21 protein-coding genes are annotated in these 20,334 nt (G+C 58.2%); 10 read left to right on the top strand and 11 right to left on the bottom strand.

What is annotated here, in order from left to right:
• Positions 1-13: 13 nt before the first annotated feature.
• From surE to ACSSVV_RS17450, 6 genes are all read left to right on the top strand, one after another.
• On the top strand, positions 14-784 hold the full coding sequence (gene surE, locus ACSSVV_RS17475) for a 5'/3'-nucleotidase SurE (RefSeq protein WP_014421915.1): 771 nt from the start codon (positions 14-16) through the stop codon (positions 782-784).
• The gene (locus ACSSVV_RS17470; protein WP_014421914.1) at positions 781-1,437 is read left to right on the top strand and encodes a protein-L-isoaspartate(D-aspartate) O-methyltransferase; all 657 of its coding nucleotides are present in this window, start codon (positions 781-783) and stop codon (positions 1,435-1,437) included. The genes surE and ACSSVV_RS17470 overlap by 4 nt, the downstream gene beginning before the upstream one ends.
• Entirely contained in the window at positions 1,437-2,426 is a 990-nt protein-coding gene (locus tag ACSSVV_RS17465; RefSeq protein ID WP_023011373.1) for a DUF368 domain-containing protein, read from the top strand. Before ACSSVV_RS17470 ends, ACSSVV_RS17465 begins: the two co-directional genes overlap by 1 nt.
• A 275-nt stretch (positions 2,427-2,701) precedes the next feature.
• Positions 2,702-3,487 (top strand): peptidoglycan DD-metalloendopeptidase family protein, encoded by a 786-nt coding sequence (locus ACSSVV_RS17460; protein ID WP_023011372.1) that lies wholly within the window; start codon positions 2,702-2,704, stop codon positions 3,485-3,487.
• Between the two features lie 194 nt (positions 3,488-3,681).
• The gene (rpoS, locus tag ACSSVV_RS17455) at positions 3,682-4,680 is read left to right on the top strand and encodes an RNA polymerase sigma factor RpoS (RefSeq protein WP_011784446.1); all 999 of its coding nucleotides are present in this window, start codon (positions 3,682-3,684) and stop codon (positions 4,678-4,680) included.
• Positions 4,681-4,875: 195 nt separating this feature from the next.
• Complete coding sequence (locus ACSSVV_RS17450) at positions 4,876-5,451, top strand: chalcone isomerase family protein (RefSeq protein WP_011784447.1); 576 nt, start codon at positions 4,876-4,878, stop codon at positions 5,449-5,451.
• Between the two features lie 71 nt (positions 5,452-5,522).
• Here the strand turns inward: ACSSVV_RS17450 and nth are convergent, their stop codons facing one another.
• Genes nth through metG form a run of 8 tightly spaced genes read right to left on the bottom strand, consistent with a single transcriptional unit; the run spans position 5,523 to position 13,734 of the window.
• Positions 5,523-6,161, bottom strand: a complete 639-nt coding sequence (gene nth, locus ACSSVV_RS17445; protein WP_014421910.1) for an endonuclease III — start codon at positions 6,159-6,161, stop codon at positions 5,523-5,525.
• Positions 6,162-6,177: 16 nt separating this feature from the next.
• Positions 6,178-6,894, bottom strand: coding sequence for an electron transport complex subunit E (locus ACSSVV_RS17440; RefSeq protein WP_022991700.1), 717 nt, complete (start codon positions 6,892-6,894; stop codon positions 6,178-6,180).
• A 2-nt stretch (positions 6,895-6,896) separates the two neighbouring features.
• Positions 6,897-7,598: an electron transport complex subunit RsxG gene (gene rsxG, locus ACSSVV_RS17435; protein ID WP_031211407.1), complete on the bottom strand. Its 702-nt coding sequence runs from the start codon at positions 7,596-7,598 to the stop codon at positions 6,897-6,899.
• Between the two features lie 2 nt (positions 7,599-7,600).
• Entirely contained in the window at positions 7,601-8,653 is a 1,053-nt protein-coding gene (gene rsxD / locus ACSSVV_RS17430) for an electron transport complex subunit RsxD (RefSeq protein ID WP_031211406.1), read from the bottom strand.
• A 20-nt stretch (positions 8,654-8,673) separates the two neighbouring features.
• Positions 8,674-10,503, bottom strand: a complete 1,830-nt coding sequence (gene rsxC / locus ACSSVV_RS17425; RefSeq protein ID WP_022991703.1) for an electron transport complex subunit RsxC — start codon at positions 10,501-10,503, stop codon at positions 8,674-8,676.
• Positions 10,503-11,081, bottom strand: coding sequence for an electron transport complex subunit RsxB (rsxB, locus tag ACSSVV_RS17420; RefSeq protein WP_022991704.1), 579 nt, complete (start codon positions 11,079-11,081; stop codon positions 10,503-10,505). The genes rsxC and rsxB overlap by 1 nt, the downstream gene beginning before the upstream one ends.
• Before the next feature lie 13 nt (positions 11,082-11,094).
• A complete protein-coding gene (rsxA, locus tag ACSSVV_RS17415) occupies positions 11,095-11,676 on the bottom strand; it encodes an electron transport complex subunit RsxA (protein ID WP_014421904.1) in 582 nt (193 codons plus the stop codon).
• 21 nt (positions 11,677-11,697) lie between these two features.
• Positions 11,698-13,734: a methionine--tRNA ligase gene (gene metG, locus ACSSVV_RS17410; RefSeq protein ID WP_454106655.1), complete on the bottom strand. Its 2,037-nt coding sequence runs from the start codon at positions 13,732-13,734 to the stop codon at positions 11,698-11,700.
• A 180-nt stretch (positions 13,735-13,914) separates the two neighbouring features.
• On the opposite strand from metG, the gene apbC reads away from it, so the two are divergent.
• The 4 genes from apbC to ACSSVV_RS17390 all read left to right on the top strand — a co-directional run bounded on the left by apbC (position 13,915) and on the right by ACSSVV_RS17390 (position 17,776).
• Complete coding sequence (apbC, locus tag ACSSVV_RS17405) at positions 13,915-15,015, top strand: iron-sulfur cluster carrier protein ApbC (protein ID WP_022991706.1); 1,101 nt, start codon at positions 13,915-13,917, stop codon at positions 15,013-15,015.
• A gap of 257 nt (positions 15,016-15,272) precedes the next feature.
• Entirely contained in the window at positions 15,273-15,839 is a 567-nt protein-coding gene (dcd, locus tag ACSSVV_RS17400; RefSeq protein ID WP_011784457.1) for a dCTP deaminase, read from the top strand.
• Entirely contained in the window at positions 15,836-16,435 is a 600-nt protein-coding gene (locus tag ACSSVV_RS17395) for a YjaG family protein (RefSeq protein ID WP_022991707.1), read from the top strand. The genes dcd and ACSSVV_RS17395 overlap by 4 nt, the downstream gene beginning before the upstream one ends.
• A 63-nt stretch (positions 16,436-16,498) precedes the next feature.
• On the top strand, positions 16,499-17,776 hold the full coding sequence (locus ACSSVV_RS17390; RefSeq protein ID WP_022991708.1) for a valine--pyruvate transaminase: 1,278 nt from the start codon (positions 16,499-16,501) through the stop codon (positions 17,774-17,776).
• On the opposite strand, the gene ACSSVV_RS17385 is transcribed toward ACSSVV_RS17390, so the two are convergent.
• The 3 genes from ACSSVV_RS17385 to purM form a co-directional block, all read right to left on the bottom strand.
• On the bottom strand, positions 17,773-18,513 hold the full coding sequence (locus tag ACSSVV_RS17385) for a DUF3108 domain-containing protein (RefSeq protein WP_022991709.1): 741 nt from the start codon (positions 18,511-18,513) through the stop codon (positions 17,773-17,775). The two genes, ACSSVV_RS17390 and ACSSVV_RS17385, sit on opposite strands and share 4 nt — an antisense overlap.
• A 73-nt stretch (positions 18,514-18,586) precedes the next feature.
• Positions 18,587-19,249: a phosphoribosylglycinamide formyltransferase gene (gene purN / locus ACSSVV_RS17380; protein WP_014421897.1), complete on the bottom strand. Its 663-nt coding sequence runs from the start codon at positions 19,247-19,249 to the stop codon at positions 18,587-18,589.
• Complete coding sequence (gene purM, locus ACSSVV_RS17375; RefSeq protein ID WP_014421896.1) at positions 19,246-20,310, bottom strand: phosphoribosylformylglycinamidine cyclo-ligase; 1,065 nt, start codon at positions 20,308-20,310, stop codon at positions 19,246-19,248. The genes purN and purM overlap by 4 nt, the downstream gene beginning before the upstream one ends.
• Positions 20,311-20,334 lie beyond the last annotated feature (24 nt).

Genomic DNA, 20,334 nt, shown 5'->3' with positions numbered 1-20,334 from the left:
AGCGGAGATAATTGTGCGAATTCTGTTGTCCAACGACGATGGCGTTCATTCGCCGGGTCTGGTGGCGCTGTATGAGGGTCTGAAGGGCCTGGGGGAGCTGGAAGTTGTTGCCCCGGACCGGGATCACAGTGGTGCCAGTAATGCCCTGACACTGAACCGACCTCTTACAGTAGAGCAGCACCCCAATGGTTTCCGGTCTGTCGACGGAACGCCGACAGATTGCGTACACCTGGCCGTTAACGGTTTGTTCGACACGGCGTTTGATCGGGTGGTGTCGGGCATCAATACCCACGCCAATCTTGGTGATGACATCATCTACTCGGGCACAGTGGCTGCTGCTACAGAAGGGCGCCATCTGGGGCTGCCTGCCATTGCTGTATCGCTGGTCAACAATGGCCACTTCCATTACGACACGGCTGCCCGGGTAGTGCGGCTGTTGCTGGAGTACAAGCAGGCCCTGAAACTGGGCCCCCGTTCCATTCTCAATGTAAATGTGCCGGATCTGCCCTGGGAACAGCTTAGCGGGTTCCGCGTGACCCGTCTGGGACACCGTGAACGGGCCGAGGGTGCGGTGCCGATGACCTGCCCGAGAGGCAAGCAGAGATACTGGATAGGGGCAGCGGGGCAGGGCGGAGATGCAGGCCCGGGTACGGATTTTCATGCGGTGCGTGAGGGCTATGTGTCCATCACCCCGGTGCACATCGATATGACCCGGCACGAAGCCTTGTCCGGCCTCAGGGAATGGGTTGACGGTCTGGATATGACTACCGGAGGTCAGTCATGACGGCCCAGCTCGAAGGCATCGGCATGACCTCACGGCGCACGCGCATGCGTCTGGTGCAGCGTCTGCGTGAGGGGGGAATAGAGTCTGACCGGGTGCTTGAGGTGATTGGCCAGGTGCCCCGGCATATCTTTCTGGATGAAGCGTTGTCACACCGGGCCTACGAGGATACCTCGCTGCCCATCGGGCATGGCCAGACTCTTTCCCAACCCTACATCGTCGCCCGGATGACTGAGCTGTTGCTGGCCCATGCGCCGCAACGGGTGCTGGAACTGGGGACCGGCTCCGGCTACCAGACGGCCGTGCTTTCGCAACTGTTCCCCGAGATCTACAGTGTTGAGCGTATCCGCCCGCTCCAGGATCGTGCCCGGGACCGGCTGCGCCAGTTAAACGTGCGCAATGTCCTGCTTAAACATGCGGATGGTGGTATGGGCTGGCCAGAACGAGGGCCCTTCGATGGCATCATCGTAACGGCAGCCCCGGTGGAAGTTCCCAGAGAACTGCTGGATCAGCTGGCCGATGGTGGCGTGCTGATAGCCCCGGTGGGGGAAGAGAATCAGGTGTTGGTTGAGATTATCCGCAAAGGCAATCGCTTTGAGCGCCACAACCTTGAACCGGTGCATTTTGTGCCTTTGTTGGGGGGAGTTATCCGTTAATGTCAGAACCGTCGGTGTCGGAAACAGACCAAAACCAGACTGAGTATCATCACCGCCTGCCTGCGATATTTCTGAGGGGCATGGCGATGGGTGCCGCGGATATTGTGCCAGGTGTTTCCGGTGGCACCATTGCCTTCATCACCGGTATCTACTTCCGCTTGCTGGAGGCCATCAGTGCCGCGCCCGTAGCCTTTGTGCGCCAACTGGTGCGGGGTAATGTGGCCGGCTTCTGGCGAGCCATCGACGGAACATTTCTGGTGTGCCTGCTGGCGGGGATTGTCTCGAGTGTTGCCAGTCTGGCCTCTGTTATTACCTGGTTGCTCGAAACCCAGCCGGTTCTGATATGGAGCTTCTTTTTCGGTTTGATCGTGGCCTCGGTCTGGCATGTTGGTCAGCAGATCCAGCGCCCTCGGGCCGGTTTGCTCGTGCCGTTTGTGGCGGGGGCTGTCTTTGCCTGGTGGGTGACGACCTTGCCGGCCAGTGAACTTGCGCCCACGGGTATTGCCTTCCTTGGAGCTGGCGCGCTGGCCATCTGCGCCATGATTCTGCCCGGAATCTCTGGCAGCTTCCTGCTGTTGATTATCGGCATGTACGCCCCCGTTCTTGCCGCGATCAAAAATCTTGAACTGATCCATCTGGGGCTGTTTGTGCTGGGTTGCCTGATTGGGTTGTTGTCGGTTGCGCGCCTGATTACGCTGGCCTTTCGGCATTTTCACGACACTGTGTTAGCGCTGCTCACCGGCTTTATGGTGGGCGCCTTGAGTAAGGTTTGGCCCTGGCAGGAAACCCTCAGCTGGCGTACCAACAGTGCCGGGCATCAGGTACCGTTGAGCCAGACCCCGGTGACACCGGAAACCTGGACAACGCTTTACGGGCAGGATCCCCAGATTCTGCTGGCGGTGTTAATGGCGGCGCTCGGGCTGGCGTTGGTATTAGTGATTGAATTGGTCGGCAAAAAGGCAACGCCTGCGGAGAGTGGTTCTGCCTGAGCAAGAGAAAGCGTTACCTGGCGCACAAAAAGACTGTTCCCGAGGGTAACAATCCTGTGCACAGGGTAACTTGGAATTGCCCGATAATCGTGCAATATATTAGTAAGTTAGTCCTGAATGATAAGAAACTGGATAAAATCAGGGCTATTCTTAAGACGGATTTTTCATAACCGGGCAGCTTTTAATACGTGACTCTTTTTAACGGGCGCATTCAATTTGAGCATTTCCCCGTTTGGTGGTCTGAAGTCCCGGCTTCTGAGCGCCGGAGCCCTCCATTGTTCCGGGCCCTCATGACGGCGCTTCTGGTCGTCGCCGTGCTTGTGCTCTCTGGCTGCAATACCAGTGCAATCTATCAGGACGATCTGTATAACCCCCCGGTTTACTGGGGCTCCCATGTGGTCAAAAAGGGCGAAACCCTGTATCGGATCGCCTGGCAGTACGGCCGGGACTATCGGGAGCTGGGTAATGCCAATGGCATCGGGCCGCCCTGGAATATTCGTCCGGGGCAGGTGCTTCGACTCGATCGCAAGGGCACGATCCCCCGGACCGCGCGGACGACCGCGCCCTCCAGGCCCGCGGCATCACCACCCCCTTCCCGTTCAGGTGCCCGCGCGACGGTGTCGAAACCGGCTGCCAAACCCGCGACCTCCGCTCCGACGGCCAGGTCATCCGTTAGTCAGGTGGTGGCCAATGTGCGGTGGCACTGGCCGCATTCTGGCACTGTAATTGCAAACTTTTCTTCGTCTGGCAAAGTCAATAAAGGCATTGATATCGCCGGCAATCCCGGTGATGCTGTCAAGGCGGCGGCTGATGGAAGCGTGGTATACGCAGGAAACGGGTTGCTAGGTTATGGCAATCTGATTATCGTGAACCATAACGAACATTATTTGAGCGCCTACGCACACAATCGGAAAATTCTCGTAAAGGAAGGGGAGGGTGTGAAAGCTGGACAGGTAATCGCCGAACTGGGCAATACCGGAACCGACAAACCGAAGTTGCATTTCGAGATACGCAAGAATGGCAACCCGGTAGATCCATCCAGGTATTTGCCAAGGCGCTGAAAAACGCGCACGGGCCCGAGGCCCGGAGGGTATTACCCAACAGCCTGACTGAAACCGCGAAACAGAAGAACAAAAACGGCAACGGTAATTGCCAGCCAACAAGTAAATGTCCTGAAGAAAACCAAAACTGAAACACTCCCGGAATAAAAAGAAGTAGCGGGTGACAACAGGATTATTGAGAGGCGGGGTAAACAATGTCAGTAGAACAGGAAGATATCATCATTGATCGCGTAGCAGATCTGGAAGACGCCGACGATCAACTGTTAGCCGAAGACAAGCCTGAAAAAGCTTCTGCTGAAGACGAAACTGCAGAAGTCGAAGACGGATTTCCCGCACAGGGAAAGTACTACTCCAACCAGAAGCAGCTGGATGCCACTCAGCTGTACCTCAACGAAATTGGTTTTTCTCCCCTGCTTACTCCGGAAGAAGAGGTGTACTTCGCGCGGCTTGCCCGTAAAGGCGAAGAGAGCGGCCGTAAGCGCATGATCGAGAGTAATCTCCGGTTGGTGGTCAAGATTGCGCGCCGCTACGTCAACCGTGGGCTGACACTGCTTGATCTGATCGAGGAAGGCAACCTGGGGCTGATTCGGGCGGTTGAGAAGTTCGATCCCGAGCGTGGATTCCGTTTCTCCACCTACGCTACCTGGTGGATTCGCCAGACCATCGAACGAGCCATCATGAACCAGACCCGCACCATCCGTCTGCCGATTCATGTGGTCAAGGAATTGAACCTGTACCTGCGGGCCGCCCGTGAGCTGACCCAGAAACTGGACCATGAACCGACCGCGGAAGAAATTGCCCGCATGGTCGACAAGCCGGTTGACGACGTAAAACGCATGCTCGGCCTCAACGAGCGCGTTGCCTCCATGGACACTCCGATCGGGGCTGGCAGTGACAAGTCCCTGATGGATACCGTGGCCGATGAGGGCGCGTCGGATCCTGCGGATCTGCTGCAGGACAACAACATGTGTTCATGCCTGGAGAAGTGGATTGATCAGCTCAGCGACAAACAGCAGGAAGTGCTTTCCCGCCGTTTCGGGCTGAGGGGCTATCCCATCAGTACCCTGGAAGAGGTTGGCCAGGAGATTGGCCTGACCCGGGAAAGGGTGCGGCAGATTCAGGTGGAAGCCTTGCGTCGCCTGCGGGAGATCCTTGAGAAAGAGGGATTGTCCGGAAGTCTGCTGTTCAAATAGACTGGATTGACGAGATCAGTGAAAAAGCCGGCCATGGAAACATGGTCGGCTTTTTTGTTAAATGTGGCGGCAAATGAGAACCAGGTGGCGATCAGCCCGCAAAGTTCGTTGTTAGAATGGGCCACCGGGCAGATCTAGGGAGTCGCCCTGGTGTCGAATGAAACACTCAATAATAACGATCGAAAGGAAAGGACTATGAAGAAGGCTCTTACTGCAGGATTTGCATCCCTTTTGCTAACCGGTGTTCTGTCAGCCCCGGCTTCCGCCCTGACCGTAGGGGACGTCGATGTGCCCGATACCTATTCTGCCATGGGGCAGGAACTCAAGCTCAATGGCGCCGGCACCCGTTCCAAGTGGTTTATGGATCTTTATGTGGGTGGTCTCTATGTACCTGAACAGGTGAGCGATGGCGAAGCGGTTATCAACGCTGATGAGCCCCAGGCCATCACGCTGCACATTACCTCGGGGATGATCACCAGCGAGCGCATGACCGAGGCGACCATGGACGGCTTCAAGGCATCCACCGATGGTGACCTGTCTGCTATCCAGTCGGATGTGGACCAGTTCATGGCGGTATTCCAGGAAGAGATCACCGAAGGTGATGTGTTTGATCTGGTTTACCTGCCCGGCGAAGGCGTTCGCGTACTCAAGAACGGCGAGCAGAAAGATACCGTTGGTGGCCTGGAGTTCAAGAAGGCGCTGTTTGGTATCTGGCTGTCAGACAAGCCCGCCCAGGAAGACCTGAAAGAGAAAATGCTGGGCCAGCGTTGATCGCAACCCAGATCTGAAAAAGCCGGCATTCGCCGGCTTTTTTGTTCCTGTCAGTTCGCTTTCAAGACAGTTTACTGGTAGTCCCGCTTTTGCTTGAATTCGCACAGATCCTCAATTATGCAGGCGCCACATTTCGGCTTTCGGGCTGTGCAGGTATACCGGCCGTGCAGGATCAGCCAGTGGTGAGCGTCCATCAGGAACTCTTTCGGCACCAGCCTGACCAAGCGTTTCTCGACTTCCAGTACATTCTTGCCCGGCGCGATACCGGTACGGTTGGAGACCCGGAAAATGTGGGTGTCCACGGCCATGGCTGGCTGCCGGAACGCTGTGTTCAGCACCACATTAGCCGTTTTACGGCCGACGCCGGGCAAGGCTTCCAGGTCTTCCCGCCGGGCCGGGACTTCACTGCCGTGTTTCTCGATCAGAATGCGGCAGGTCTTGATCACATTCTCGGCCTTGCTGTTAAACAGGCCGATGGTCTTGATGTATTCCTTCAGGCCGTCAACGCCCAGGGCAAGAATGGCCTCGGGCGTGTTCGCTACCGGGAACAGCTTGTCGGTGGCCTTGTTCACGCCTACGTCTGTGGCCTGAGCGGAGAGAATGACCGCAATCAGTAGCTCAAATGGCGTGCTGTAATTGAGCTCTGTGGTCGGATTGGGGTTAGCCTCCCGCAACCGGGAGAAAATCTCGGTACGTTTTTCTTTGTTCATGCTGGCCCGATCTGGTTCAGGAAATAGTGCCGGTTACGCGCACACGTTTGCTACCTGTGCTGGCCGGAGCGGGTTCGGCGGCTTTTCTGCGTTCTTTGACGTGATTGTCGATGCCATTCTTCAGGGCAATCAACAACCCGAGGCCCACAAAGGCGCCTGGTGGAAGCACCATGAACAGCATGTCGGGGTACTGTTCGAACGGCCGGATGACCCAGTCCGCCGCCATGGGGCCGAGGAGCAGGTGCATGTCGGCGAACAACGTGCCCTGGCCGACCAGTTCCCTCATGGCGCCCAGCGTTATCAATACCGCCAGGAAGCCGATCCCCATCATGGCGCCGTCCAGAATGGCCGGTAACGGTGGATTCTTGGAAGCAAAGGCATCGGCACGGCCAAGAATGGCGCAATTGGTAACGATCAGCGGGATGAAGATGCCGAGAATCTGGTACAGCTCATAGGTAAACGCCTGCATCAGCAGTTCGGCGCAGGTTACGAACGAGGCAATGATCATGACGAACGCCGGCAGTCGAACGGATTCGCTGACGAAGTTCCGGATAAGAGAGACCGACAGGTTTGAGCCCATCAACACCAATAGTGTGGCCAGGCCCAGGCCGATGGCGTTGACGACCGTGCTGGTGACGGCAAGCAGCGGACACAACCCGAGAACCTGTACCAGGGCAGGGTTGTTGTGCCAGAGGCCATCCTTGATGATTTCGCTGGACGTTTTCGTGCTCATGATCAGGAGTGCTCCGCTGGTTGAGTATCGGCGGCAATGGCTTCCGGAGACAGGCGGCGTTTACCGGGCTCCGGGGGCGCGTTCACCCGTTCGCGGATGATCTCACGGTTCTGGCGAAAATAGACCAGGGTTTTCTGTACCGCTTTCACCACCGCTCTCGGAGTGATGGTGGCACCGGTGAACTGGTCGAAGATGCCACCGTTCTTCTTCACGTTCCAGGCGTTGGGGGCAGGATTACCGAGAGACTTACCGTCAAACCCATAGATCCAGTCAGACTTGCGGGTCTCGATACGATCGCCGAGCCCCGGTGTTTCCTTATGACTGGTGACCCGAACGCCCAACACCCGGCCTTGAAGATCCAGGCCAACCAACAGGCGGATATTCCCGGAGTAGCCGTCTGGCGCCACGGTGGGCAGTATCATGCCGATAGGTCGGCCGTCTTTTCGGGCAACCCAGGCCCGCAAGGGGCCTTCAACGGGTAGCCGCTCGCTGGCGGGCAGGGCGACCACATCTTTCAGCAGGTCATTATCATGCTGGCTTTCCGGAATAATCTCGAACAGTGCCCTGGCCTCGGCGCGGGCAGCCTGCTCCTGAATCCGGTCTTTGGTCAGCCCCTGAGTCAGGGCAATGGTGCCGCCGGTAATAATGGCAAACAGGCCCAGGCCGATGGCGCTTCGACGGATGGCGGTGGTTACTGCACTCATGGTCAACCTCCACTCCGGCCCGGGACACCCCGGCGGGCCTTGTGATGGCCGTAAGTGCGGGGTGGTGTGTAATGGTCGATAAACGGGACCGCGAAGTTCATCAGTAGCACGCTGAACGCGACTGCATCGGGATAGTTACCCCAACTGCGAATGAGGTACACCAGGATACCGATGCCGGCACCGTATATCAGCTTGCCCTGATGGCTGGTGGCTGCCGAAACCGGGTCGGTGGCAATAAAGAACGCGCCAAGCATGGTACCACCGGCCAGCAGGTGCAGTTGCAAAGGCGCGTACTGGTCGGCGTTGCTGCCAAAGGCCAGGCTCATGGCGGCAATACCGGCCAGGAAGGCAACCGGAATATGCCAGGTTATGATTCTAAGGGCGATCAGCAGGACGCCGCCGGCCAGGAAGGCCAGATTGACCCACTCCCAGCCCCGGGCAATCAGGTCGCCAAAGGTGGGGTGGCCGAGTACTTCCACTGACGTGTGACTGGCAATCTTGTGTTTGTATTCGTCCAGCGGTGTTGCCATGGTCCAGCCGTCGACGGCGGTCTGGCTTCCAGTGAAAATCTTCGCGAGGGTTTCACCTAAGCCGGGTGCGCCGCCCCAGAGCGTGGCCGCTTCGGCCCAGTTGGTGGTCATGGCGACCGGAAACGAGATCAATGCCAGGGCATAGCCCACCATGGCCGGGTTAAAGGGATTGGAGCCCAGACCACCGTACAGCTGCTTGGCCACTACGATTGCTGAGACCACGGCAATACCGGATACCCACCAGGGCGTGAACTGGGGCAGGGATAGCCCCAGCAGCAGGCCGGTGACCGCTGCGGTGTTGTCACGCAGGAAAAAGGCGACGGGTTTGCCGCGCAGCTTCAGGAAGGCGGCTTCAGAGCCCAGCGCCAGGGCAATGCACCAGATGACATTGATCAGGTTGCCCCAGCCAAAGAACAGAGTCTGGGCCAGCAGGCCGGGCAGAGCGGCCAGAATGACCCAGAGCATGACCTGTGACGTGGGCCGCGCGCGACGAGCGTGGGGTGAGGACTGTTGAACAAGAGCCATGAAGTTCCAGCCTGATTGAATTATTGAGACGACGCGGGTTCTTCCGCCACTTGCTTGCGAGCCTGATCAAGCGCCTGCTGAGCCCGTTGCACCCGATCATGGTTCTTGGCGACAGCACGTTCCAGTTTCTCAACATTATCCGCCTGCTGAGACCGGGCCTCATCGAGCATGCCCTGCATGGTGTTGAGCTTGGCTTCTGCCTGGGTGAGTTGCTTCTCCAGCGCCTCTATGTCGGGTTTGTCATCGGCCACTTCAGTGCTGCTCGGTACCGGTTGCTCTTTGGTGTCGGCGGCTGTTTTGGCCTTCTTGCGTTCCAGGGCCTGCTGTACCAGGGCGGCTTTGGCTGCCCGGTCGTCGCTTGCCTGGCCATCGGCGGCGGCCATTTCGGCTTCCGCCTGCTTTTTGGCCTGAGCTTCGGCAGCAGCCTTGGCCCGCTCCTTGCGCCGTAATTCCTTTTCCTGTTGCTCCCGTTCCAGGCGGGCCTGACGTGCCTCGAAGCGCTCGCGAGCGCGATCCGCTTTCAGCTGTTCCGCGCGCTGGGTGCGAATCTCGCCTTTGGCAAACCGATAGTACTGGACCAAAGGAATGGAGCTGGGGCAGACGTAGGAACAGGCTCCGCATTCGATGCAGTCGAACAGGTTCAGGTGTTCTGCTTTCTCGAATTCACCCGCCTTGGAATACCAGAACAATTGCTGCGGCAACAGTTCCATGGGGCACGCCTCGGCGCACTGTCCACAACGGATGCACGGCTGCTCTGGCGGCGGAGCCGGCAGTTCTGCCGCGGTTGCCGCGATCACGCAGTTGGTGGTTTTTACCACGGGCACGGAATCGGTGGTCAGGGTATACCCCATCATGGGGCCGCCAAGAATCAGCCGGTCAAGACGTTCCTGCGCCATCCCTGTCGTTTCGAGCAGGTGATGGATCGGCGTGCCGATCAGGACTTCAAAATTGCCGGGTTCCCGCACCGCCTCGCCAGTAACGGTTACCACACGGGATATCAGCGGCTTGCCCTCAAAGACAGCACGGCCCACGGCGACTGCAGTTCCGATGTTCTGGCACATCACCCCGATATCGGCAGGAATACCGCCACTGGGGACTTCCTGGCCGGTCAGAATCTGTATCAATTGTTTTTCACCACCAGACGGGTACTTGGTGGGCACCACCGCAATTTCAATCTGAGTGCCCGCCACCGCCTTGCGCATGGCGGCAATGGCCTCGGGCTTGTTGTCTTCAATGCCGACAACGCACCGGGAAGGCCGGAGAATCCACGCCATCACTTTCAGGCCGGCAACCACCTCGGCGGCCTGCTCGCGCATGGTCATGTCATCGGCGGTGATGTAGGGCTCGCACTCCGCGCCGTTGAGAATCAGGGTATCGACCTTGCGATCCCTTGGTGGCCTCAGCTTGATATCGGTAGGGAAACCGGCGCCCCCCATGCCGGAAATGCCGGCCTCGCGAATTCGCTGCAGCACCGCTTCCCGCTCAAGTTGTTTGTAATCGTCAATCGGTGACAGGGCGCACCACTGGTCTTCGCCATCCGGTTTCAGTACCACGCACCAGTCCGCCATACCGGACGGGTGGGGAACCGGACGCTGTTCAATGGCTTCGATCACCCCCGAAGTGGGAGCATGCACCGGCACACCCATGCCATTGGTAACGTCTGCGATTTTCTGACCCTTGAGTACCCGGTCGTCCACCGCAACCACCAACTCTGCCGGTTCGCCAATGTGTTGTTGCAATGGCAATACCAGGCGATCGGGCATGGCGCCCTTGCGGATCGGGCGGGCCGTGGACTGATGCTTGTTCTCGGGCGGATGAATGCCGCCGGTGAAATCCCACAGCTGAGTCATCAGGCGCTGGCTCCCTGGCGATCGGTGGTGATGATTTGGGGCGCTGGAGGTGTCCAGGTCCAGGTACGGATATCCGGCTCAATGGTGATCATGTCGATGCAGTCCACCGGGCAGGGTTCCACGCACAAGTCACAGCCGGTGCACTCGCTCTCGATAACGGTGTGCATGTGCTTGGCGGCGCCCAGAATGGCGTCTACCGGGCAGGCCTGAATGCATTTGGTGCAGCCGATGCATTCATCCTCGCGAATAACAGCCACCCGTTTGGCCTGCTCGACACCGTGTTCTGCGTCCAGCGGTTGTGGCTCTACATCCAGCAGATCGGCCAGCGCCTTGATGGTGCTTTCACCACCGGGCGGGCATTTGTTGATGGCGTCGCCGTTGGCAATGGATTCGGCATAGGGCCGGCAGCCGGGGAAGCCACACTGGCCGCACTGTGTTTGCGGCAGCAGCGAATCAATCTGGTCTACCAGTGGATTGCCTTCAACTTTGAACCGTTCAGAGGCAAACCCCAGTAGCCCGCCAAAGACCAGGGCAAGCGCCAGCAGGACCACAACGGCAATCAGGAAACTCGTCCACATAACAACCGCTCCGTCAGACCGCGACCAGGCCGGTGAAGCCCAGGAAAGCCAGCGACATGAGCCCTGCGGTAATCATGCCGATAGCCGCGCCCCGGAAGGCCACCGGCACATCGGATACGGCAATGCGCTCGCGCATGGCGGCAAACAGCACCAGCACCAGGGAGAAGCCGACGGCGGCGCCAAAGCCGTAAAGCACAGATTCCACAAAGTTGTTGTTTTTGTTGAGGTTCAGGAGGGCTACACCCAATACCGCGCAGTTGGTGGTGATCAGGGGCAGGAAAATCCCGAGAACCCTATACAGCAGCGGACTGGTCTTGCGTACCACCATTTCGGTGAACTGTACCACCACCGCAATCACAAGGATGAAGGTGATGGTTTTCAGGAAAGCGAGATCCAGCGGGGCCAGCAGGTAGGTGTAGGCCAGATAACTGCACACCGACGACAGGGTCAGCACGAACGTGGTTGCCAGCGACATGCCCATGGCGGTTTCCAGTTTCCCGGAAACGCCCATGAAAGGGCACAGCCCAAGGAACTGCACCAGCACAAAGTTGTTCACCAGAATGGTGCTGACCAGAATCAGTAAATACTCTGTCATCGGAGCGTCTCAGTCTCTGCTTTACATCACCCGCATGCCCGGCACAGCGCCGGAATCCGGAGACAGAATGAAAATATCCTTACCACCGGGGCCGGCCGCCAGCACCATGCCTTCGGACATACCGAACTTCATCTTTCTGGGTTTGAGGTTGGCGACCATCACGGTCATACGACCTTCCAGATCTTCCGGTTTGTAGACGGACTTAATACCAGCAAACACGTTGCGTTCGCCATGCCCCACGTCAAGAGTCAGTCGAAGAAGCTTGTCAGCGCCTTCCACATGTTCTGCTTTGACAATCTTGACGACCCGCAGATCCACCTTGGCAAAATCCGGGAACTCGATTTCCTCGGCGATCGGTTCGAGATCCTTTGCCGCCTCTTTCTTGCTGTCGCCCTGGGCCGCCGGCAGTTCCTCTTTGGAGGCCTCCAGCATTTTTTCGATCTGGTCCATATCCACCCGGTTCATCAGCGGCTTGAACTTGTCGATGCCGTGGTTTTCGAGCAGGGCGGCACGGTTGTTCCAGTCCAGACGTGAATTCAGGAACGACTGGGCTGCATCAGCGGTCTTCGGCAGTACCGGTGCCAGATAGGTCATCAGCAGGCGGAACATGTTGATGGCGTTGGTACAGATAGCCTGCAGCTGGTCATCCTGGCCGTCCTGTTTGGCAATCACCCAGGGCTGCTCATCATTCACGTACTGGTTGGCAATGTCTGCCAGCTCCATAATCCGACGCATGGCGCGGCCGAACTCACGGGCTTCGTAGAACTCTGCAATCTGTTCACCGGCATCAATAAACTCTTTCAGCTTGTCCTGCTCGGTGACCTTGCCCAACTTGCCGTCAAAGCGCTTGGTGATAAAACCGGCGCTGCGGCTGGCAATGTTCACCACCTTGCCCACCAGATCTGAATTCACCCGGGCAGCAAAGTCTTCCAGGTTCAGGTCCATGTCATCCACACCGCCGGTCAGCTTCGCGGCGAAGTAGTAGCGCAGGTACTCCGGGTTCAGATGGTCCAGGTAGGTCCGGGCCATGATGAAGGTGCCGCGGGACTTGGACATTTTCTTGCCGTTCACCGTTACGAAGCCGTGGGCCCAAACCGCGGTTGGCGTGCGGAAGCCCGCATCGTGCAGCATCGAGGGCCAGAACAGGGCATGGAAATTGATGATGTCCTTACCGATAAAATGGTACACCTCGGCACTGGAATCCTTCTTCCAGAAATGCTCGAAATCGATGCCCTCGCGGTTGCACAGGTTCTTGAAGCTGGCCAGGTAGCCGATAGGTGCATCCAGCCAAACGTAGAAGTACTTACCTGGTGCATCCGGGATCTCAAACCCGAAATAGGGCGCATCCCGACTGATGTCCCACTCCTGCAGGCCCGCATCCAGCCACTCGGCCAGCTTGTTGGCCACCTGGGGTTGCAGAGCACCGCTGCGCGTCCACTTGCTCAGAAAATCGTGGAACTCCGGCAGTTTGAAGAAGTAATGCTCGGATTCTTTTTCCACAGGGGTGGCGCCAGACACCGCAGAGCGGGGGTTGATCAACTCGGCGGGTGTGTAGGTGGCGCCGCAGGCCTCACAGTTATCACCGTACTGGTCTTCGGTTTTGCACTTGGGACAAGTGCCTTTGATGAAACGATCCGCCAGAAACATCTCTTTTTCCGGATCAAAGAACTGCGTGATCTTGCGCGTGGCAATGTGATCATTGTCCTTGAGCTGGCGGTAGATGTACTCCGAGAAGTACTGATTCTCCTCCGAGTGCGTGGAGTAATAATTGTCGAAACGGATGTGAAAGCCCGCGAAATCTTCCTGATGCTCCTGACGAATCCGGTCGATCAGCTGCTCCGGGGTAATCCCCTCACGCTCGGCCCGCAGCATAATGGCGGTGCCGTGAGCATCGTCTGCGCAAACGTAGTAGCAGTTGTGGCCGCGCATGTTCTGGAAGCGCACCCAGATATCGGTCTGAATGTATTCCAGCAGGTGCCCCAGATGAATGGGCCCGTTGGCGTAGGGCAGGGCGCTGGTAACCAGAATATCGCGCTGTTGCTTGCTCGCTTGCGTCATGGTGATGTCCGAACCTTATGTTGAGTCGGGTTGGAAAGACAAAAACGGGGTTCCGGCGCCAATCGCAATTGATTGTTCCAGGTAAAGACCCCATATGGTCAGAAACGGGCACAGATGATACCTTCCGAGCCATCATTTTTCACCTGCATTCAAGCTTATGAGCTTATTCCGGAGACCCCGATGACCCAGATTTCCCAACAGGCCCTCGAAGCCGCCGTTCGCGAATACCGGGACCCCTACCTGAACAAAGACCTGTACGAACTGGGAGCCGTCAAAAACCTGAGCGCAGACGACAGCGGCAACGTGACCCTGATGGTCGAACTGCCATACCCTTCAAAAGGCATCGCTGGTGGTCTGAAACAGATCGTCGCCAACGCTCTGGAATTTGTCGATGGCGTTGAAAGTGCCGAAGTACACGTAGCCCAGAAAATCCACAGCTACAAAACTAACAAAGACCTGCCGGCCGTCCCCGGTGTGAAAAACATCATCGCAGTCGCCTCCGGCAAAGGCGGCGTGGGCAAATCCACCACCGCCGTCAACCTCGCTCTCGCCCTTCACGCCGAAGGCGCCCGGGTCGGCATCCTTGACGCCGATATCTACGGGCCCAGCATCGGCATGATGCTCGGCGTACCCGAAGGCAAACGCCCGGACGTACGCGAAAACAAATACTTCGTCCCCATGCTGGCCCACGGCCTGCAAGCCAACTCCATGGCCTTCGTCACCACCGACAAAACCCCCATGGTCTGGCGCGGCCCGATGGTCAGCGGTGCGGTGATGCAGTTGCTCCAGCAAACCCTGTGGGATGAACTCGACTACCTCATCATCGACATGCCTCCCGGCACTGGCGATATCCAGCTCACCCTGGCCCAGAAAGTCCCGGTCACCGGCGCCGTCATCGTCACCACTCCCCAGGACATCGCCCTGCTGGACGGCAAAAAAGGCATCGAAATGTTCCGCAAAGTCGACATCCCGGTGCTGGGCGTAGTCGAAAACATGAGCGTCCACATCTGCTCCAACTGCGGCCATGAAGAACCCCTCTTCGGCCACGGCGGTGGCGAACGCATCGCGGAAGAATACGAAACCACCCTCCTGGGCCAGCTACCCTTGCACATGACCATCCGCGAACAGACCGACAGCGGCGCCCCGACTGTGGTTGCCGAGCCGGATTCGGAAGTGGCAAGACGCTACCGCGACATCGCCAGAAGGGTGGGGGCGGAGCTGTCCACCCGCGAGCGGAATCTTGGTGGGACGATTTCCAGTGTTTCCGTGACGGAGCATTAACCAAGACCGGGTACAGAGGGACTCCAGCTCCATAGTCTGTTCGCGGCATCAGGCCCTTCTGTCCAAAAATGTCGGAGGCCATGGATGGCCGGAGAGAAGCGCACAGGGAAGTGCTCGTAGCGGTTTTTGGACAGAAGGGCCTGATGGCGCAGCCCCCAGTGCGCGGTGTTGGGCAACCAGTCCTATATCTTCGACAGTCACCGCACGACAAGGTAAACTACGCCCCAATTTTCCCAGCTGGAAACGAGAATTCACCCATGAGCATCAAATCCGACAAGTGGATCCGCCGGATGTCCGAACAGCACGGCATGATCGAACCCTTCGAAGCCGGACAAGTTCGGGAAAGCGAAAAAGGCCGCGTCATCTCCTACGGCACCTCAAGCTACGGCTACGACGTACGTTGCAGCAACGAATTCAAAATCTTCACCAACGTCCACAGCGCCACCGTAGACCCGAAGAACTTCGACGAAAACAGCTTCGTCAACTACACCGGCGACGTCTGCATCATCCCGCCGAACAGCTTCGCTCTGGCACGCACCGTTGAGTACTTCCGCATCCCCAGAAGCGTACTCACTATCTGCCTGGGCAAAAGCACCTATGCACGCTGCGGCATCATCGTGAACGTCACCCCGCTGGAACCGGAGTGGGAAGGTCAGGTAACCCTGGAATTCTCCAACACCACCAACCTGCCAGCGAAAATCTACGCCAACGAAGGCGTTGCCCAGATGCTGTTCTTCGAATCCGACGAAATCTGTGAAACCAGCTACAAAGACCGCGGCGGCAAGTACCTTGGCCAGACCGGCGTGACCCTGCCCAGGACATGAACGCCAACCAGTTTCTCAAAGCCGTCTCACAACTGCAGGGCTGGCGCGAATGCGCCTTCCTGCTGGCCCTGGCCGAACGTTCATTTCCCAACTACGCCCTGTTCGCCGACGCCGTTGGCCTGAAAACCGGCGGCAAGATGCGCCAGTTGCTCGATCTGGCCTGGGACATGCTCCAGAAAGACGTGGCCGATGCCGCGATCCCGCAGCTGCTCAGCAAACTCGAAGCCCTGTGCCCCAATGTCGACGAGTACGATGCCTACGGTGTCTACCCGGCCTTCGATTTCTGCCAGCTGCTTGAGCAGGCGCTGCTGAACCGTCTGAACCCGAACAAGCATCGCGCCACCGAAGCCTCTCAGCTGGCGACCCGCACCGTGATGGATTTTGTTGAAATGTCCGAAGGTGAGGGGCTGGATGAAAACGAACTGGTGCGCGTGTTTGAGCACCATCCACTGCTCAAGGACGACAAACTGTTTCAGCGCGACACCGTCATGGCGCTGAAAAAGCAGCGAACACCCAAAGAAGCCTTCCTGGCTGAATTGCGAGCCGGTGCCGCCAACGACGGTGTCAGTAACCTGGGTATCTCCCTGGAAGGCTGACATAAGGCAACCGAGCTACACTGCCTGTAACCTCCCTCAGTACTTTATTGAACGGAATGAATCATGAAACTCTCTGCTTTCGGTCGTAAATTCACCGCTGATGCCGGCATTACTTCCCTGATGGACGATCTCGGGAATGCCATGGCCTCCGGTGAAGACATGATCATGATGGGCGGCGGTAACCCCGGCCACATCCCGGAGATCCAGCAGAGAGTTCAGAGCATTCTGGGGGAGATGGCCTCCAGTGAGGCGGACGTACGTCGGCTGGTGGGTATTTACGATCCCCCTCAGGGGGAAAAGCAGTTTATTGCCTCCCTGGCCCAGTTGCTGAATCAGGAATACGGCTGGGGCCTGAAGCCCGAAAACATTGCGCTGACCAACGGCAGTCAGGCCGCCTTCTTCATGCTTTTCAACATGTTTGGCGGCGACTACGGTGATGGCCATCACAAGCATATCCTGCTGCCTCTGGCGCCTGAATACATTGGCTACGCCGATGCCGGCATTGAGCAGGGGCTGTTCCACGCGGTACAGCCGGACATCTCGTTTACCGATGCCCATGAATTCAAATATCGGGTGGATTTTGACGCCGTGGAGGTGACCGGAGAAACCGGCGCTATCTGTGTCTCCCGGCCAACCAATCCCACCGGGAATGTGATTACCGATGAAGAACTGGCCCGACTGGAAGAACTGGCCCGGCAAAACGATATTCCGCTGATTGTCGACGGAGCCTATGGAACGCCATTTCCGAGCCTGCTGTTTGTCGACGCGCAGCCGAGCTGGAACGAGCAGGTTATCCTGTGTCTGAGCCTGTCAAAGCTGGGCTTGCCGGCGGCGCGAACCGGGATTGTTATTGCCGAAGAGTCCATTATCAAGGCATTGTCGGGTATCAACGCCATCATGAACCTGGCCACCGGAAGCTTTGGTGCGATGCTGGCAGAACCGCTGGTGCGCTCCGGAGAGATTCTGTCCCTGAGCCGGGATGTGGTTTGCCCGTTCTATAAAGCAAAAATGGAGCGGGCGGTATCGGTGTTCCGGGACGCCATGGGCGAAGACAGTTGCCGCTGGTACATCCACAAGCCCGAAGGCGCCATGTTCCTGTGGCTCTGGTTCCCGGATTTGCCAGTCTCCAGTCTGGAGCTTTATCAGCGTCTCAAGGCTCGGGGTGTGCTGGTGGTCTCCGGGCATTATTTCTTCCCGGGCTTGCCCGAGGATGGCTGGCGTCATCGCCATGAGTGCCTCAGGGTCACCTATTCGCAGGACGATGCCCGGGTGGCTGAGGGCCTGAGAATCATTGCTGAAGAAGTAAAAGCGGTGTGGGCCGAGCAGGGACTGGCCGGTTAGTCGGCCAGTGTCGCGTCTTTGAGTTTCAGCTCGTACTCGCTGCCGTCCGGCTCTACCTGGAGCAGGCGAACCAGCAGGTAATCCCGGGCCGGATCAAACCACATCAGGGTCTGGCGTTTGGAGTCTTCGTCCCGGACCTTTTCTGCCTTCAGGGTATTCATGGTGCGGCCATGGTCGCTCAGGCTATCTTCGTCGATGACAGCAAAGCGGTCGTCGTCGTAATCCCCCTTGTCCAGCACCTGGTAGGTGACATCGCGTTTGCCCGCCTTGAGATCCTGATGGAGCTGTAACTGGTAGCCCAGTGGGTCCAGGGTCTTATCCCGTAACTCGACTTCAAACTTCTCGCCGCGATAGCTGCCGGTGGCAGTGCCTGCCTGCCAGTCAAAATCAATGGACTGTTTGCGATCCTTGATCAGGAAGCCGGAGAGGTGATAGCGGTAGCGCAGGGGGATTACCTGGCCATCTTCCCAGCGAAAAATCAGTGATTCGTTGATATCGGCGATGAAGGAGTCGACATCCGTACGGTACAGCCAGACGTTATTGCCCTGGTCTGTCAGTTCCCGAACACCCTCGCCGTTGAGGCTGACGCCTTTGGACATGGAGGCGGTGTAGCGGGCCTCATAGGGCACCAGAGGGGCGTAATCTACATCGGCGGCGGACGCCGGCAGCGCAATCATGCCGGCAATTAGGGCTGCCCAGAGCTGAAAACGTGGTTTGTGGGGGGTGTCTGTGTGCATCAAAAAGCCTCTTTGACCGTCTACGCTAGCGACAGTGTAGTTGGTTCGGCGAGGCCTTGTGATGACAATCTGTTCAGTTCGCCGGCAGTCGCATGGGACGCTCGATGGGCGCGCCGTCAAACAGAACGCCCTCAGCGCCCAGCTGAATGCGACCCTCGCAGAACCAGCGCACGACGATGGGGTAGAGCACGTGCTCCTGTTGCTGAACTTTTTCCGCCAGGGACTCCGGAGTGTCATCCTCTGCCACGGCAACTTCCGCCTGGGCGATGACCGGCCCGCCGTCCAGTTCCTCGGTCACAAAGTGAATGGATACACCGTGGGTGCGGTCACCGGCTTCCAGGACCCTTTGGTGGGTGTTCAGTCCGGTGTAGGCCGGCAACAGGGAAGGGTGAATGTTAAGCATCCGGCCACGGAATGCGCGGACAAAGTCGCTGGTCAGAATCCGCATGAAGCCGGCCAGCACCACCAGATCCGGATTGTGGCGAAGGATTTCGGCCAGCAGGGCGGCGTCGAATTCTTCTCGGGAGCCATATTTTGTATGGTCGACCACAAAGGTGGTGAGATTGGCCTGGGCGGCGCGCTCCAGGGCAAACGCGCCCGGTTTGTTGCAGCCAACGGCAATGATCTCACCCGGAAAGTCGCGTTCCCGGGTGGCGTCGATCAAAGCCTGCAGGTTGGTGCCGCTGCCAGAGGCGAGCACCAGGATCTTCGGAACGGGGGCCGGATCTGCCTTCATGCCGTCAAAAGCCCCGGAGCGTAGCGAACAACGGGCTCAGCATCGCTGGATTCGGCTGCTTCCATTACGCCGATCTGCCATACCTTTTCACCCATGGCATTCAGGGTGTCCATGGCCAGTGCCTTCTGGTCTTCCGGTACACAGATGACCATGCCGATACCGCAGTTAAAGGTGCGATACATTTCCTCCTGGGCTACGCCGCCGGCATTCTGAAGCCACTGGAATACCGGGGGCAGCTCCCAGCTCTGGGTGTCGAGTGCGGCTATGGTGCCCTTGGGCAGTACCCGGGGGATGTTCTCGGGCAGGCCGCCGCCGGTAATGTGCGAAAGGGCCCGAACATCGACTTCGCGAATCAGTTGAAGCAGATTCTTCACATAGATGCGTGTGGGCGCCATCAGGGCGTCGGCCAGTGTGGTGTCGCCCATTGACTGGCTCAGGTCTGCGCCACTGACTTCGATAATCTTGCGAATCAGCGAGTAGCCGTTGGAGTGGGGGCCGGAGGAGCCCAGCGCCAGCAGGGCGTCACCCGGCTGCGCGCGGCTACCGTCAATGATCTTGTCACGCTCCACAATGCCTACACAGAAGCCGGCCAGATCGTAATCGTCGCCTTCATACATGCCCGGCATCTCGGCGGTCTCGCCACCAACCAGAGCGCATCCGGCCTGCTCACAACCCTGGCCAATGCCTTCAACTACCTGAGCGGCAACGTCGACATTCAGTTTGCCGGTTGCGTAGTAGTCCAGAAAGAACAGAGGCTCGGCGCCGCCGACCACCAGGTCATTCACGCACATGGCCACCAGGTCGATGCCGATGCTGTCATGCTTCTGCAGTTGCATGGCAAGCCGAAGCTTGGTGCCTACGCCGTCCGTGCCAGAAACCAGTACGGGCTCTTTGTAGCCTGCCGGAATCGATACCATGGCGCCAAAGCCGCCGAGGCCGCCGAGTACTTCCGGGCGACGGGTGCGCGCTGCAGTACTCTTGATTCGGTTGACAAGATCGTTACCTGCGTCGATGTCCACGCCGGCATCGCGGTAGGTCAGGGAGGGCTTCTGTTCGCTCATGGAAAATAACCGTAGGCCTGTGAG

The organism is Marinobacter sp. MBR-105 (genome assembly GCF_053628895.1).
This window is presented reverse-complemented; position numbering and strand designations above follow the sequence as displayed.

Excerpts from the sequence above, each read along its gene's own strand:
- ACSSVV_RS17470 (WP_014421914.1), top strand. The coding sequence starts at position 781 with ATGACGGCCCAGCTCGAAGGCATCGGCATGACCTCACGGCGCACGCGC.
- ACSSVV_RS17465 (WP_023011373.1), top strand. The coding sequence starts at position 1,437 with ATGTCAGAACCGTCGGTGTCGGAAACAGACCAAAACCAGACTGAGTAT.
- rpoS (WP_011784446.1), top strand. The coding sequence starts at position 3,682 with ATGTCAGTAGAACAGGAAGATATCATCATTGATCGCGTAGCAGATCTG.
- ACSSVV_RS17450 (WP_011784447.1), top strand. The coding sequence starts at position 4,876 with ATGAAGAAGGCTCTTACTGCAGGATTTGCATCCCTTTTGCTAACCGGT.
- nth (WP_014421910.1), bottom strand. The coding sequence starts at position 6,161 with ATGAACAAAGAAAAACGTACCGAGATTTTCTCCCGGTTGCGGGAGGCT.
- ACSSVV_RS17440 (WP_022991700.1), bottom strand. The coding sequence starts at position 6,894 with ATGAGCACGAAAACGTCCAGCGAAATCATCAAGGATGGCCTCTGGCAC.
- rsxG (WP_031211407.1), bottom strand. The coding sequence starts at position 7,598 with ATGAGTGCAGTAACCACCGCCATCCGTCGAAGCGCCATCGGCCTGGGC.
- rsxD (WP_031211406.1), bottom strand. The coding sequence starts at position 8,653 with ATGGCTCTTGTTCAACAGTCCTCACCCCACGCTCGTCGCGCGCGGCCC.
- rsxC (WP_022991703.1), bottom strand. The coding sequence starts at position 10,503 with ATGACTCAGCTGTGGGATTTCACCGGCGGCATTCATCCGCCCGAGAAC.
- rsxB (WP_022991704.1), bottom strand. The coding sequence starts at position 11,081 with ATGTGGACGAGTTTCCTGATTGCCGTTGTGGTCCTGCTGGCGCTTGCC.
- rsxA (WP_014421904.1), bottom strand. The coding sequence starts at position 11,676 with ATGACAGAGTATTTACTGATTCTGGTCAGCACCATTCTGGTGAACAAC.
- metG (WP_454106655.1), bottom strand. The coding sequence starts at position 13,734 with ATGACGCAAGCGAGCAAGCAACAGCGCGATATTCTGGTTACCAGCGCC.
- apbC (WP_022991706.1), top strand. The coding sequence starts at position 13,915 with ATGACCCAGATTTCCCAACAGGCCCTCGAAGCCGCCGTTCGCGAATAC.
- dcd (WP_011784457.1), top strand. The coding sequence starts at position 15,273 with ATGAGCATCAAATCCGACAAGTGGATCCGCCGGATGTCCGAACAGCAC.
- ACSSVV_RS17395 (WP_022991707.1), top strand. The coding sequence starts at position 15,836 with ATGAACGCCAACCAGTTTCTCAAAGCCGTCTCACAACTGCAGGGCTGG.
- ACSSVV_RS17390 (WP_022991708.1), top strand. The coding sequence starts at position 16,499 with ATGAAACTCTCTGCTTTCGGTCGTAAATTCACCGCTGATGCCGGCATT.
- ACSSVV_RS17385 (WP_022991709.1), bottom strand. The coding sequence starts at position 18,513 with ATGCACACAGACACCCCCCACAAACCACGTTTTCAGCTCTGGGCAGCC.
- purN (WP_014421897.1), bottom strand. The coding sequence starts at position 19,249 with ATGAAGGCAGATCCGGCCCCCGTTCCGAAGATCCTGGTGCTCGCCTCT.
- purM (WP_014421896.1), bottom strand. The coding sequence starts at position 20,310 with ATGAGCGAACAGAAGCCCTCCCTGACCTACCGCGATGCCGGCGTGGAC.